A 12,481-nucleotide genomic window follows, 5' to 3' on the forward strand; every position below is an offset into this window, starting at 1 on the left:
GCAGCATCGTGAAGGCACCGGCCGCGGACCAGCTCCGCCTGCTCGACCTGCAGGCGGTCGACCTCTCGATCGATCAGCTCGCGCACAGGAAGCGCACGCTGCCCGAGCACGCCGAGATCGAGAAGACCGCGGGCACGCTGGCCGAACTGCGCGACGAGCTGTCCACCGCGGAGTCCGGCGTCGAGGAGCTCGACCGGAAGATCCACCAGCTGGAGGAAGAAGTCGACCAGGTCCGCACCCGGGCCCAGCGCGACCAGCAGCGGATGGACTCCGGCACGATCGGTTCGTCCAAAGAGCTCGAGCGGCTGCAGCACGAGGTCGAGACGCTGGCCTCCCGCCAGTCCGCGCTGGAGGACGACGAGCTGGTGCTGATGGAGGAGCGGGAGACCGCCGACGGCGCCCGCTCCGAGGTGCAGACCCGTTTCGACGCGGCGACCGAGGCGCTGGCCGACCTCGAGGTGCGCCGGGACACGCTGGAGACCGAAATCGACACCGACATCGCCGCCCGCACCGCCGAGCGGGAGCCGCTGGCCGCGCAGATCCCCGACGACCTGCGGGCGCTGTACGAGAAGCTGCGGGCGTCCAGCGGCGGCATCGGCGCGGCCGCGCTGCGCGCCCGCCGCTGCGGCGGCTGCCGGATCGAGCTGTACGGCACCGCGCTCATGGAGGCCCGCGAGGCCGACGAGGACGAGGTGCTGCGGTGCGAGGAGTGCCGCCGGATCCTGGTCCGGACGGCGGAGTCCGGTCTGTGAGTGTCGAGCACGTCCTGGTCGAGGCCGACGGCGGTTCGCGGGGGAACCCCGGCACCGCGGGATACGGCGCGGTCGTGCTCGATGCGGCCACCGGGACGGTACTGGCCGAACGGGCCGCGGGTCTGGGGGTCACGACGAACAACGTGGCCGAGTATTCGGGGCTGATCGCCGGGCTCGAAGCGGCGCAGGCGCTCGGGGCGCGGCGGGTCGACGTGCGGATGGATTCGAAGCTGGTCATCGAGCAGTGCTCGGGGCGCTGGCAGGTCAAGCAGGCCCACCTGAAACCGCTGGTGAGTCGGGCCACCGAGTTGCTGCGGTCGTTCCCGGAGACGACGCTCACCTGGATTCCGCGGGCCGAGAACTCCCGGGCCGACGCGTTGGCGAATACGGCCATGGACGGCAACGACATTCGCCGGGATCAGGCGGCGCCCGAGGTCGGCTCCACCGGTACGCCGCCACCGAGCGGTCCGGCGGTGGTTCGCCGGGCGGCGTCGGAAAAAGACGGCGGACCCGGGTGGAGGGGCGGGGCGCAACGGCGGGCCACCACGACGGTGCTGGTGCGGCACGCTTCCTCGGTGCTGTCGCCGGAGAAGAGGTTCTCCGGGCGCGGGGACGTGGCGCTGTCGGACGACGGGGTGCGGCAGGCGGAGCGGGTCGCGGCGCGGCTGGCGGCGCGGCCGGGGATCGACGTGGTGGTCAGCTCGCCGCTGCGGCGGGCCCGGCACACCGCGGAGCTGATCGCGAAGGCGGTCGGGGTGCCGGTCGAGTTCGACGACGACCTGGTCGAGACCGACTTCGGAGCCTGGGAGGGGTTGACGTTCAGCGAGGCCCGGCGGTCGTCGCCGGAGGCGGTGGACGCCTGGCTGAGCTCGCCGGACGTGGCGCCGCCCGGCGGTGAGAGCTTCGCGCAGGTCGCGGAGCGGGTCGACGCGGCGCGGGAGCGGCTGGTCGCCGACCACGCCGGCGAGACCGTGGTCGTGGTCTCGCACGTGACGCCGCTGAAGACGCTGCTGCGGCTGGCGCTCGAGGCGCCGCCGGTGATGCTGTACCGGCTGCAGCTCGACGTGACCGGGGTGTCCGAGGTCGATTGGTACGCGGACGGACCGGCCAACGTGCGCTTGGTGAACGACACGCATCACCTGGGCTGACCGCCGGGCGCGGAGATGGGACCGCTTGGCGCGGCGGCTGCTCTGCTTGAGGCTTTTGCGGGCTAGTGTCTTGTCGCCTGTGCCACGTGACTCGTCACTGCGCGTGAGGAGGACAGCGATGTCCACTACCGAGGAAACACCCTCGCCCTCGGAACAGCCGCCGGCCCGATCCGATCGGAATCATTGGTATTGGCTGCTGCTGGTGCCGATCGTCGTGCCGTTGCTGCCGATGCTGTACAACGGCTCGGATCCGACGCTCTGGGGTATTCCCCGTTTTTATTGGCTGCAATTGCTCTTCGTCGTGCTGAGCGTCGGCGTGACGCTGGTCGTCTACCGCCAGACCCGGGGACGGTGAGCGATGGACGTCAAAGTCACCGAGCTCGTCATCTTCACGGTGCTGTTCGTTTTCGTGAGTGTGCTGGGGTTCGTCGCCTCGCGCTGGCGGCGCCCCGATTCGATGGAGCATCTGGACGAATGGGGTCTGGGTGGCCGGAATTTCGGCGGCTGGATCACGTGGTTCCTGCTCGGCGGTGATCTGTACACGGCTTATACGTTCGTGGCCGTTCCGGCGCTGATGTTCGGAGCCGGGGCGCTGGGGTTCTACGCCTTGCCGTACACGGTCGTGCTGTATCCGATCGTGCTGTTGCCGCTGGTTCGCTTGTGGTCCGTGTCGCACGTCAACGGGTTCGTGACGCCGGCCGATTTCGTCCGGGCGCGGTTCGGGTCGTCGACGCTGGCGTTGCTGGTCGCGATCACCGGGATCCTGGCGACGATGCCGTACATCGCGCTGCAGCTGGTCGGTATCGAGGCCGTGCTGAAGGCGATGGGCGTCGAGGGCAAATGGCCGATCACGATCGCGTTCCTGATTCTGGCTATCTATACGTACAACTCGGGGCTGCGGGCGCCGGCGCTGATCGCGTTCGTGAAGGACTCGCTGATCTATTTGACGGTGATCGTGGCGATCATCGTGATTCCGGCGAAGCTCGGAGGTTGGGACGCGATCTTCTCGGCGGCCGGGGCGAAGTTCTCGGCTCCGGCGGCCCAGGCGGCGGGTTCCGGGGTGCTGCTGAATGCGAACAATCAGTTGAACTACGTGACGTTGGCGCTGGGGTCGGCGTTGGCGTTGTTCCTGTATCCGCATTCGTTGACCGGGGTGTTGGCGGCGCGGTCGCGGGACACGGTGAAGCGGAACATGGCGGCGTTGCCGGCGTATTCGTTTGTTTTGGGGCTGTTGGCGTTGCTGGGGTTGATGGCGATCGCGGCCAAGATCGTGCCGGTCGGGGCTGACCCTGCTGCCGGCGTCGCCGGGGACCGGAACACGGTCGTGCCGTTGCTGTTCGACTGGGCTTTCCCGGACTGGTTCACCGGGGTCGCGCACGCGGCGGTCGGTATCGGGGCGCTGGTGCCGGCCGCGGTGATGTCGATCGCGGCGGCGAACCTGTTCACCCGGAACATCTGGACCGAGTACGTCCACCGGGACGCGGGGCCGGTCGAGGAGGCGCGGGTCTCGAAGATCGTGTCGCTGGTCGTGAAGTTCGTGGCCGTGGTGCTCGTGCTCGGGCTCGACACGCAGTACTCGATCGACCTGCAGCTGATCGGCGGGGTCGTGATCCTGCAGACGCTGCCCGCGGTGGCGCTGGGCGTCTTCACGCGGTGGTTCCACAAGTGGGCGCTGGTCGCGGGCTGGGCCGCCGGGATGGCGTTCGGGTTCTGGATGCTGTGGACGGTCCCGAACCCGGCGACGAAGCACGCGCACTTCGGCGGGTCGGCGTTCAAGCTCTCGGAGCTGGGGTTCGACACGAAGTGGACGATCTACGCCGGGTTCCTGGCCGTCGGCTTGAATTTGCTGGTCGCGGTGGCCGGCACGTGGATCCTCCGGGCGGCGCACGTGGCCGACGGGGAGGACACGACGAAGCCGGCGGACTACACGGCCGAGGCCGGGGATCCGGGCGTGCGTGAGATTCCGGAGTTGGTCGGGGACGGCAAGTCGTCGACGTGAGTGCGACGGTGCAGCCCGGTCGCGGGCTGCACCCTCAGCTCTGGAAGGCCTGGAACAGCAGGACGAGCCCGATCGTGGTGCCGAACGTGACGATCGTGGCGCGCAGGGCCTTGGCGGACAGTTTCCGGGCGAGCCGCGCGCCGAGGTACCCGCCGGCCACCGTGGCCGGGGCCACGATTGCGACGCCGACCCACGACACCGGCCCGAAGATCGCGTACACCGCGACCGTCACCAGCCCGATCGTCGCCGACAGGACGTTCTTGAGCGCGTTGATGCGCTGCAGCTTCTCGTCGAGAACCAAGGCCAGGACCGCCACTAGGACGACGCCGAGCGCGGCGCCGAAGTAGCCGCCGTAGGCGGCGCCGAGCAGCGTGAGGGTCGCCATCGTGGCGGTCTGTTTCTTCGACGAGAGTGCGGCCGGGTGCCCGACGATCTTCTGCAGCCTCGGCTGCAGGCCGAGCACCGCGGTGGCCGCGAGCACCAGGAACGGGGCGACGAACTCGAAGACGTCGGCCGGGGTGACGAGGAGGAGGACGCAGCCGCCGACGCCGCCGAGTATCGCGAGGGGAACCAGGGCCATGGCCCGTTTCCGCTGGTTGGTGAGGTCTTCCCGGCTGCCCCAGACGCTCGAAAGGTAGCCCGGCGTGACGGAGACCGAGTTCGTGACGTTGGCGGCGATGCTGGGCAGCCCGGTGGCGATCAACGCGGGGAACGTCAACAGCGACCCGCCTCCGGCGATCGCGTTCACCGCGCCGGCGGCGAGCCCGGCGACCAGGAGGAGAGCGACGTTGCTCAGTGAGTGGTCCATCGGGTCTCACCGTACGTTTCCGTGGTGCGTAAGATCAGCCGGGCGGTGGACGAGTCGGCTGGGCGGTCGCGTCGGTGCCTCTTCGGGGGTGCCGCCGAGGAACGTCCGGGCTCCACAGGGCAGGGTGGTTGTTAACGGCAACCCGGGGTGACCCGCGGGACAGTGCCACAGAAAACAGACCGCCGGGCGTTTACGTCCGGTAAGGGTGAAACGGTGGTGTAAGAGACCACCAGCGCCCCGGGTGACCGGGGCGGCTCGGTAAACCCCACCCGGAGCAAGGTCAAGAGGAGTGGCTCAGGTCGCTCTGCGTGGACGATCGAGGGCGGCCCGCCCGATGTTCACGGGTAGACCGCTAGAGCCTGTCGGTGACGGCAGGTTGAGATGGATGGCCGCCGGTCGGAGCTTCGGTTCCGGCCACAGAACCCGGCGTACAGGCCGACTCGTCCGCCGCCCTGGCCTGAGCTTTCAGCTAGTGGTCGCGCCGCCGGAGTGGGCCAAGGTCTTTGCTCGGGTGGCAGCCGCTACGGCGGCGGCTTCGTCGCCTAGGGCTCGGGCCACCTCGGACTGCTTGAGCCAGTTGTACGGGCTACACGGGCGGACGTTGAGACGTTCGCTGACCAGCGCTCGGGCCAGCGGCACCCGGCCCGCCCGGATCGCCGCCTCGACCAGCGTTTTGTAGACCGCGTCCCGCTGGGCGTGGCTTCCGCCGAATTCGTTCACGTACGACCGAATCGGCGCTAGCAGGTCGACCACCTCGTCGTACTGGCCTCGGCCGAAGGCGACCAGTGCTCGGCAGACCGGAAGGCCGACCCGGGCGGTCATCGCCTGGTTGCTCACTCCCGGGTGATCCGTGCCCAGCCACGCGATCCGGTCGGCGATCAGCGCCTCGGCCAGGTCGTACCGACCGGCACCGACGTAGGCCATCACGGCGTGGGCGTCGTTGAACGCGTAGAAGGCCTCGGCCGAGCGCGCTTGCCATGGCTCCACCAGCGCCGCCCACCGGTCGGGCTGCGGGTCGCCGGCCAGCTCGAACCGCCAGAGCAGGGCGGCCGCATCCAGCAGCTCGAGCGAGACGCCGGACGAGTTCGGGCCGTGCAGGACCGTGTCGTAGATGCTCAGCGCCCGGTCGCGGTCACCGGACTCGATCGCGTACAGGCCGTAGTGCCACCAGTTGTGGACGTTGAAGAACGTGTCGGTCGACCACTGGTCGAGCCGGTCGTCGAAGTAGCGGATGCCGTCGCCGAAGCGGCCCTGCATCTCGTAGGTGTGCGCGACCGCGTGGATGCCCCAGACGTCCCTCGGGTCGCGGTCGACGGCCTCCCGGCCGACGTCCTCGGAGCGGTCGTAGTGCCCGGCCTCTTCGAGGCCGAACGCGTACATGCCGAGGACGTTCGGGTAGTGGCGGTCGTCGGGGTGCCAGGCGCTGAGCGCGGCGCCGATACGGTCGCGCAGGCTCGTCGCGTTGCCGGTGAAGAAGTCGATCTGGTGGCCGACCGCGAGCGCCAGCGCGTCGCGCGGGTACTCCACGGTGAGGTCGGCGAGCGTCCGCCCGGCCCCGTGGAAGTCGCCCGCGGCCAGCCGCCGGGCGGCGTCCAGATGGGCTTGTTCTTGGAGGTCGGGCGCGGCCGGCCGGGCGTCGGCCAGGAAGAGACGGGTGGCGACGGCGTCGTCGACATCGGTGGTGAGCAGGCCGAGGTACGCGCGTAGCGCGATGGCCATCGGGAACGTGGGGTCCTCGGCGAGGGACGCGTCGGAGGCCTCGACGACCTCGGCGCGGAAGTGGAGGAGTTCGTCGACGGCGCGGTCGAAGTGTTCCTGCGCGGTACCCATGGTTTTTCCTACCACTCGAGTAGGGAAAGTGTCAGGCCTTCACGTCGTGGCCCGCGTCGCGGAGCAGCTCCGCGGCCTTGGCCGCGTGCGCGGCCGGGACCAGCACGAGGTCGGCGTCGTAGGTGGAGGCGACAAAGACGGGGAGGTCGGCGGCGGAGAGCGGAGCGACGATGCTCAGCAGCATGCCGGGGACGTCGAGCTCGTGGGCGGTCTGGCCGGCGAACGCGCGCCAGCCGTCGGGGGAGTCGTCGACGACGCGGATCACGGTGAGGCCCTCGGAACCGCGGACCAGCGCGACCCAGTCGCCGGTGGCGACGATGTCTTCGGTGTCGTGACGTTCCACGGCGAACGTCTCCGGTCGGAGCTCGAGGCGCTGAGGCACGAACGTCGGCATGCGTTTGAGGTTACGCGCGACGACCTGTGGTGCAACGACCTCTTCCCCGGGTCGTTGTGTCACTCACGACTCAGGAATGAACACCAACCTCATTCGAAAAGACGTGAACGAATTTCCTTTCTCCGCCGTGAGTACCGAACCGCTCACAATGGAGGTGATCCATGGCAAGGCGATTGATCTTCGTGCTGGTTCTACTGGCCGGGTGGCAATTACCGGGTCCCGCGCAGGCGGCTACTCGGGATCCGGCGGCGTTCGCTGACATTTGGCGCCCGTGCGGCTGGCGCACCTCGGAGAACAAGATCGTGCGCACCTTCGACCGCTACCGGGCCGACGTGCCCGGGCACTTCCTGCGCGGCGGCAAATCCAACCTGCTCTGCGGGAACAAGAGGTTCGGCTACCGGCACATCCTCCACCGCCACCAGGCCGAGTGGGAACAGGCAGCCTTCCTGGTGCGGCGGAATTGGCGTGACGTCGCCGACTTCTCGATCGCGACCGTTGTCCGGGATCCCGACCAGGTCACCTACAACCCGAAGGTGAAGACCTATTGCTTCTCGCGCGTGGTCTATCTCGTCAACAAGAACAACGCCCGGACCGTCGGAACGAACATTCCGCGGGTGGTCGTCGCCGAGTCGACCAAGCGAATCATCACCGCGTTCCCGTCGAATGAGCAGTGCAAGTAGGGTGCAGCCCGTGGATGTCATTGGCGCGATCGTCGAGGACCTGGAGCCGTACGCGACGGCCCGATTGTCCGAGCAGCCGGGAAAGATCCTCCTCGACACGCTCAACGGCCGGCCGCTGCAGCCGCCCGCGGTCATCGTCGCGCCGGCCGATGCCGTCGCCAACTACGTGCGCTCGAGTGCGGCCTCCGCCCGAGCTCTATGGACCGACGTGGGCCCCGAGGAGGGTGGCTTGCGCCTGCTGTTGGTGCACCTCAACGAGGAAGTGCTCAGCAAGGCGCAAGCCGGCACCACGATCACCGTCGGGGACGACGAGATCACGGTCACCGGCGCACGCGGGAGCGATCTGGCGGACATCGACCCCGACGGCGAGTACTACTGGACCGCCGACCGCCCCGACGAGTTCTGAGCTCACCACGGGACCACCTGGTTCTCGTAGTCCACGAACTGCAGGCCCGGCTCACCCGATCGCTTCTCGATCGTGTCGACGATCGGCGGTACCGCCTCCTCGACGGTCCGTACCGCCCCTGGCCCACCCAGTTCCGTCTGCACGTGACCCGGATTCACCAGCAGCAACGTCCGCGGATCGGACGCGTGCCGGACCGCGTACGACTTCATCAGCTGGTTGAGCGCCGACTTGCTCGCCCGGTACACCTCGTACCCCGCGTTCGTGTTCATCGTGATGCTGCCCTGCCTCGACGACATCACCGCGATCGTGCCGGTCGGCGGCACCAGCTCGGCCAGCGCCTCGACCGCCCGCATCGGGCTGAGCACGTTCGTGACCATGACGTCCACGAACTCCTCGGTCGGCACCTCGGCCGCCGGCACGTTCCCGTTCGTAATGGCCGCGTTGACGAACAGTAGGTCCACCACCACGCCGGCCAGGCGCGTCCGGAGCGCGGCGAGTTGCCCCGCGTCGGTGATGTCGAGCGTCTCGATCCGTAGGCGGTCGTCGGCCAGCGACGGCAGGCCGCCGGGGGAGCCCTCCCGAATCGTCCCGATGACGTTCCACCCGCGCGCGAGGTACTCGGCCGCCAGGCCCAGGCCGAGGCCGCGGGACGCACCGAGGATCAGCATCGTCTTCATGTCACTCCCACAATCGTTTCCAACGCGAACGTTGGAAACGCTACGCCATCCACAGCGCCAACGGCAACGTTGGAGTTGGTCACGGTAAAGTGAAGCCATGCCCCGGGACGTCGAAGCCACCAAGCGACGCCTCCGCGACGCCGCACTCGAGGAGTTCACCGAGCACGGCCTGCACGGCACGACGGTCGAGCGCATCGCCGCCCGCGCCCGCGCCAACAAAGAGCGCCTCTACAGCTACTTCGGCGACAAGAACGCGCTCTTCACGAGCGTCCTCGTCGAAGAGCTCGACAAGGTGGCCGCGGCCGTGCCGGTCCGCATCACGCGCACCGAGGACTACGCCGAGATGGCCGGCCGCACGTTCGACTACCTGCGCGAGAACCCCGGGCTGCCCCGGCTCCTGCTGTGGGAGAGCCTGGCCGACACCGGCCAGGTCGCCGACGAGGCCGTCCGTCGCGTCCACTATCGAGACAAGGCCGAGGCGATCGGGCAGGCCCAGCGCGACGGGCTGCTCGACGACACGATCCCGGCCCACCACCTGATGTTCCTGCTGCTCTCGGTGGCCAACTGGTGGTTCGCGGCCCCGCAGGTCGCCCGCATGCTCACGGCCGGCCCGATCGACGAGGACGAGTGGGTGGCGCGCCGGGCGTCCGTCGTCGAAGCGGCCCGGCAGCTGGCCGAACCCAAGCTCCGTTTGTCCGACGACGACGTCGGGAACCGCTCGAACCGAAAGGGAGGGTGATCAGCATGGCCGATGAGACCCGGTACTGGTGGAACCTGAAGCACAAGCGGGTCGAGACCGACGACGACAAGGGCAAGTCGGCGGACCGGCTCGGGCCGTACCCGACGCGCGAAGCCGCGGAGAAGGCGCTGGAGACCGTCGCCAACCGCAACGCGATCGCCGACGCCGAAGACCGCCGCTGGAACGACTGATCACTCGAACTCCCGGGGTACCGTCAATGCTAGGCACCCCGGGAGGCAGCACATGGCCCAGCAGGAACCTGATCGTCCGCCGGTGCGGGCTTCGGACGCCGAGCGCCAGAAGGTTGCCGACCTGCTGCGCGAACACACCTCCGAGGGCCGGCTGACGATCGAGGAGTACGAGCAGCGCGTCGACAGCGCCCTCAACGCCCGGACCGTCGCCGAACTCCGCCCGTTACTGGCCGACCTGCCGGTCCACGTCGACGAGGTCCTGCCCGCCCACGCCCCCGTCGTACCGGTGAGGCGTCCGGAACGCTCCGACGGCTGGGTCCGGTACGCGTTGATCGCGCTCGCCGTCGTCATGGTGATCGGCGCGCTCGCGGCCGCGAGCCGGGGCGCGGTGGCGGCGTTCCCGCTGCTCCTGCTCGGCATCTTCGTGATCGGCGGCCGCGGAGGCGGCCGCCGCCACCATCACTGACTCAGTGGAACGTGTGCTCCTCGGCCGGGAATGATCCGGCCCGCACGTCCTCGGCGAACCGCCGGGCGGCGTCGTCGAGGATCGCATCCAGGTCCGCGTACTGCTTGACGAACCGGGGCAGCTTGCCCGTGCGCAACCCGGCCATGTCCTGCCACACCAGCACCTGCGCGTCGGTGTGCGGACCGGCGCCGATGCCGATCGTCGGGACCGGCACCGCGTGGGTGATCCGCTTGGCGACGTCGGACGTGACCATCTCCAGCACCACCGCGATCGCGCCCGCCTCGGCCAGCGCCACCGCGTCGTCCACGATCCGGTCGGCGTCGCCGCCGCGGCCCTGGACCCGGTAGCCCGACAGCAGGTTCTCGTGCTGCGGGGTGAACCCCACGTGCGCGAACACCGGGATCCCGGCCCCGGTCAGCGCGTCGACCTGCGGCGCGACCCGCGCCCCGCCTTCGAGCTTGACCGCGTGCGCCCGGCCTTCCTTCAGGAATCGGACGCCGGTCGCCAGCGCCTGCGCGGGCCCGGACTCGAACGACCCGAACGGGAAGTCGGCCACGACCATCGCGCGGGACGCCGCCCCGCTCACCGCCCGGACCAGCGGGATCAACTCGTCGACGGTCACCGGCAGCGAGGTCTCGTGGCCGAACACGTTGTTCGACGCGGAGTCGCCGACCAGCAGCACCGGGATGCCGGCCCGATCGAACAGCGCGGCCGTGTACTGGTCGTAAGAAGTGAGCATCGCCCACCGCTCACCGCGCTCCTTGGCGGCGACCAGATCACGGGCCCGGACCCGACGATGCGACGGGCCACCGTATAGAGAAATCTCCTCGGACATCTTCGTCCCCTTTCCTCCTCGAGGCCCACCGACGCGGGTCCCCGGGTGTGCGCCAATCGTCGCACTCCAGGCACAACGAACGGCGTGGGCTTCGTCACTCGGGCGATTCACCACATCGCGCCCTCACGTCGTAACGTCGTCGTAACAAGGCCCCGGAAGACTTCGGGCCACGCACCGTGAGCACTGGAGGGGTAGCCGTCGTGGACCGTCAGCAGGATTTCGTGCTGCGCACGCTCGAAGAGCGTGACATCCGCTTCGTCCGGCTGTGGTTCACCGACGTGCTCGGGACGCTGAAGAGCGTCTCGGTCGCGCCGGCCGAGCTCGAGGCCGCCTTCGAAGAGGGCATCGGCTTCGACGGGTCGGCGATCGAGGGCTTCACCCGCGTCTACGAGGCCGACATGGTCGCGATGCCCGACCCCTCGACGTTCCAGGTCTTCCCGTTCGAGGGCGCCGGCTCCGGCGAGAGCGCCCGGATGTTCTGCGACATCCAGATGCCCGACGGCTCCCCGTCCTGGGCCGACCCCCGGCACGTGCTCCGGCGCGCGCTGCGCAAGGCGGCCGACAAGGGGTTCACGTTCTACACGCACCCCGAGATCGAGTTCTTCCTGCTGGCCAACCACCCGACCGACGGCACCCGTCCGACCCCGGTCGACTCCGGCGGCTACTTCGACCACACCACCCACGCCACCGCCCGCGACTTCCGGCGGCAGGCCGTGCTGGCGCTGGAGCGGATCGGCATCTCGGTCGAGTTCAGCCACCACGAGACCGCGCCCGGCCAGCAGGAGATCGACCTCCGCTACGCCGACGCGCTGGCCACGGCCGACAACATCATGACGTTCCGGCACGTCATCAAGGAGGTCGCGCTCTTCCAGGGCGTCTCCGCGACGTTCATGCCGAAGCCGTTCACCGACCTGGCCGGCAACGGCATGCACACCCACCTGTCGCTGTTCGAGGGCGAGCGCAACGCCTTCCACGACCCGGGCGACCCGATGACGCTCTCCAAGACCGCGAAGGCGTTCATCGCCGGAATGCTGTTCCACGCGCAGGAGTACACCGCGGTCACGAACCAGTGGGTGAACTCGTACAAGCGGCTGTTCGGGGTGCAGACCAACTCGGTCAACGAGGCCCCGAGCTCGATCTGCTGGGGCCACCTCAACCGGTCGGCGCTGGTCCGCGTGCCGCGGTACGGCAAGCCGCACTCGGCCCGGGTCGAGATCCGCTCGGTCGACGCCGCCTGCAACCCCTACCTGACGTTCGCGGTGCTGCTCGCGGCCGGTCTCAAGGGCATCGAAGAGGGCTACGAGCTGCCGCCGGGGGCCGAGGACGACGTCTGGTCGCTCTCGCCCGAGGAGCGGCGGGCGCTGGGCTACCAGGACCTGCCGCACGACCTGTCCGAGGCGCTCGGCTACATGGAGAAGAGCGAGCTGGTCGCCGAGACGCTGGGCGAGCAGATCTTCGACTTCTTCCTGAAGAACAAGCGCGCCGAGTGGGACGACTACCGTCGTCAGGTGACGGCATACGAGCGTCGGCGGTACTTGCCGTTCCTCTAGCCTGCA

The 12,481-nt window shown here is 69.2% G+C and carries 15 protein-coding genes and 1 other RNA gene; 11 read left to right on the top strand and 5 right to left on the bottom strand.

What is annotated here, in order from left to right; translation table 11 throughout:
• Positions 1 to 8: 8 nt before the first annotated feature.
• The 4 genes from FL583_RS13710 (at position 9) to mctP (ending at position 3,899) form a co-directional block, all read left to right on the top strand.
• Entirely contained in the window at positions 9 to 752 is a 744-nt protein-coding gene (locus tag FL583_RS13710; RefSeq protein ID WP_142704998.1) for a zinc ribbon domain-containing protein, read from the top strand.
• Positions 749 to 1,900, top strand: a complete 1,152-nt coding sequence (locus FL583_RS13715) for a bifunctional RNase H/acid phosphatase (RefSeq protein WP_142704999.1) — start codon at positions 749 to 751, stop codon at positions 1,898 to 1,900. The genes FL583_RS13710 and FL583_RS13715 overlap by 4 nt, the downstream gene beginning before the upstream one ends.
• A 118-nt stretch (positions 1,901 to 2,018) precedes the next feature.
• A complete protein-coding gene (locus tag FL583_RS13720; RefSeq protein WP_142705000.1) occupies positions 2,019 to 2,255 on the top strand; it encodes a DUF3311 domain-containing protein in 237 nt (78 codons plus the stop codon).
• Between the two features lie 3 nt (positions 2,256 to 2,258).
• Complete coding sequence (gene mctP, locus FL583_RS13725; RefSeq protein ID WP_142705001.1) at positions 2,259 to 3,899, top strand: monocarboxylate uptake permease MctP; 1,641 nt, start codon at positions 2,259 to 2,261, stop codon at positions 3,897 to 3,899.
• 34 nt (positions 3,900 to 3,933) lie between these two features.
• On the opposite strand, the gene FL583_RS13730 is transcribed toward mctP, so the two are convergent.
• Positions 3,934 to 4,707: a sulfite exporter TauE/SafE family protein gene (locus FL583_RS13730; RefSeq protein ID WP_142705002.1), complete on the bottom strand. Its 774-nt coding sequence runs from the start codon at positions 4,705 to 4,707 to the stop codon at positions 3,934 to 3,936.
• A 50-nt stretch (positions 4,708 to 4,757) separates the two neighbouring features.
• Here FL583_RS13730 and rnpB point away from each other — a divergent pair.
• An RNA gene (rnpB, locus tag FL583_RS13735) (RNase P RNA component class A) lies at positions 4,758 to 5,154 on the top strand.
• A gap of 18 nt (positions 5,155 to 5,172) precedes the next feature.
• Here the strand turns inward: rnpB and FL583_RS13740 are convergent.
• A complete protein-coding gene (locus FL583_RS13740; protein ID WP_142705003.1) occupies positions 5,173 to 6,537 on the bottom strand; it encodes a tetratricopeptide repeat protein in 1,365 nt (454 codons plus the stop codon).
• Positions 6,538 to 6,568: 31 nt separating this feature from the next.
• Positions 6,569 to 6,931 (bottom strand): ACT domain-containing protein, encoded by a 363-nt coding sequence (locus FL583_RS13745; protein WP_142705004.1) that lies wholly within the window; start codon positions 6,929 to 6,931, stop codon positions 6,569 to 6,571.
• Positions 6,932 to 7,104: 173 nt separating this feature from the next.
• Between FL583_RS13745 and FL583_RS13750 the strand changes: the two genes are divergently transcribed.
• Both FL583_RS13750 and FL583_RS13755 read left to right on the top strand, forming a co-directional pair.
• Positions 7,105 to 7,611, top strand: a complete 507-nt coding sequence (locus FL583_RS13750) for a hypothetical protein (protein WP_142705005.1) — start codon at positions 7,105 to 7,107, stop codon at positions 7,609 to 7,611.
• Positions 7,612 to 7,621: 10 nt separating this feature from the next.
• Positions 7,622 to 8,017 carry a hypothetical protein gene (locus FL583_RS13755; RefSeq protein WP_142705006.1) on the top strand — a complete coding sequence of 132 codons (396 nt, stop codon included), beginning with the start codon at positions 7,622 to 7,624 and terminating at the stop codon, positions 8,015 to 8,017.
• Between the two features lie 2 nt (positions 8,018 to 8,019).
• Here FL583_RS13755 and FL583_RS13760 read toward each other — a convergent pair whose 3' ends face one another.
• On the bottom strand, positions 8,020 to 8,694 hold the full coding sequence (locus tag FL583_RS13760; protein ID WP_142705007.1) for an SDR family NAD(P)-dependent oxidoreductase: 675 nt from the start codon (positions 8,692 to 8,694) through the stop codon (positions 8,020 to 8,022).
• A 97-nt stretch (positions 8,695 to 8,791) separates the two neighbouring features.
• On the opposite strand from FL583_RS13760, the gene FL583_RS13765 reads away from it, so the two are divergent.
• The 3 genes from FL583_RS13765 to FL583_RS13775 are packed head-to-tail and all read left to right on the top strand — an operon-like array spanning position 8,792 to position 10,090.
• Positions 8,792 to 9,433, top strand: coding sequence for a TetR/AcrR family transcriptional regulator (locus FL583_RS13765; RefSeq protein ID WP_142705008.1), 642 nt, complete (start codon positions 8,792 to 8,794; stop codon positions 9,431 to 9,433).
• A gap of 5 nt (positions 9,434 to 9,438) precedes the next feature.
• Positions 9,439 to 9,624 (top strand): SPOR domain-containing protein, encoded by a 186-nt coding sequence (locus tag FL583_RS13770; protein WP_142705009.1) that lies wholly within the window; start codon positions 9,439 to 9,441, stop codon positions 9,622 to 9,624.
• A gap of 52 nt (positions 9,625 to 9,676) precedes the next feature.
• Positions 9,677 to 10,090: a DUF1707 SHOCT-like domain-containing protein gene (locus tag FL583_RS13775; protein WP_142705010.1), complete on the top strand. Its 414-nt coding sequence runs from the start codon at positions 9,677 to 9,679 to the stop codon at positions 10,088 to 10,090.
• 1 nt (position 10,091) lies between these two features.
• Here the strand turns inward: FL583_RS13775 and panB are convergent, their stop codons facing one another.
• Positions 10,092 to 10,925, bottom strand: coding sequence for a 3-methyl-2-oxobutanoate hydroxymethyltransferase (gene panB / locus FL583_RS13780; protein WP_142705011.1), 834 nt, complete (start codon positions 10,923 to 10,925; stop codon positions 10,092 to 10,094).
• Between the two features lie 200 nt (positions 10,926 to 11,125).
• Between panB and FL583_RS13785 the strand changes: the two genes are divergently transcribed.
• A complete protein-coding gene (locus FL583_RS13785; protein WP_142705012.1) occupies positions 11,126 to 12,475 on the top strand; it encodes a glutamine synthetase family protein in 1,350 nt (449 codons plus the stop codon).
• The last annotated feature ends 6 nt before the right edge of the window (positions 12,476 to 12,481 follow it).

It is taken from the genome of Cryptosporangium phraense, assembly GCF_006912135.1.
Lineage (GTDB): Bacteria > Actinomycetota > Actinomycetes > Mycobacteriales > Cryptosporangiaceae > Cryptosporangium > Cryptosporangium phraense.

Bases quoted from the DNA above. Each gene is read 5' to 3' on its own strand.
- FL583_RS13720 (WP_142705000.1), top strand. From the start codon at position 2,019: ATGTCCACTACCGAGGAAACACCCTCGCCCTCGGAACAGCCGCCGGCC.
- mctP (WP_142705001.1), top strand. From the start codon at position 2,259: ATGGACGTCAAAGTCACCGAGCTCGTCATCTTCACGGTGCTGTTCGTT.
- FL583_RS13730 (WP_142705002.1), bottom strand. From the start codon at position 4,707: ATGGACCACTCACTGAGCAACGTCGCTCTCCTCCTGGTCGCCGGGCTC.
- FL583_RS13740 (WP_142705003.1), bottom strand. From the start codon at position 6,537: ATGGGTACCGCGCAGGAACACTTCGACCGCGCCGTCGACGAACTCCTC.
- FL583_RS13745 (WP_142705004.1), bottom strand. From the start codon at position 6,931: ATGCCGACGTTCGTGCCTCAGCGCCTCGAGCTCCGACCGGAGACGTTC.
- FL583_RS13760 (WP_142705007.1), bottom strand. From the start codon at position 8,694: ATGAAGACGATGCTGATCCTCGGTGCGTCCCGCGGCCTCGGCCTGGGC.
- FL583_RS13765 (WP_142705008.1), top strand. From the start codon at position 8,792: ATGCCCCGGGACGTCGAAGCCACCAAGCGACGCCTCCGCGACGCCGCA.
- FL583_RS13770 (WP_142705009.1), top strand. From the start codon at position 9,439: ATGGCCGATGAGACCCGGTACTGGTGGAACCTGAAGCACAAGCGGGTC.
- FL583_RS13775 (WP_142705010.1), top strand. From the start codon at position 9,677: ATGGCCCAGCAGGAACCTGATCGTCCGCCGGTGCGGGCTTCGGACGCC.
- panB (WP_142705011.1), bottom strand. From the start codon at position 10,925: ATGTCCGAGGAGATTTCTCTATACGGTGGCCCGTCGCATCGTCGGGTC.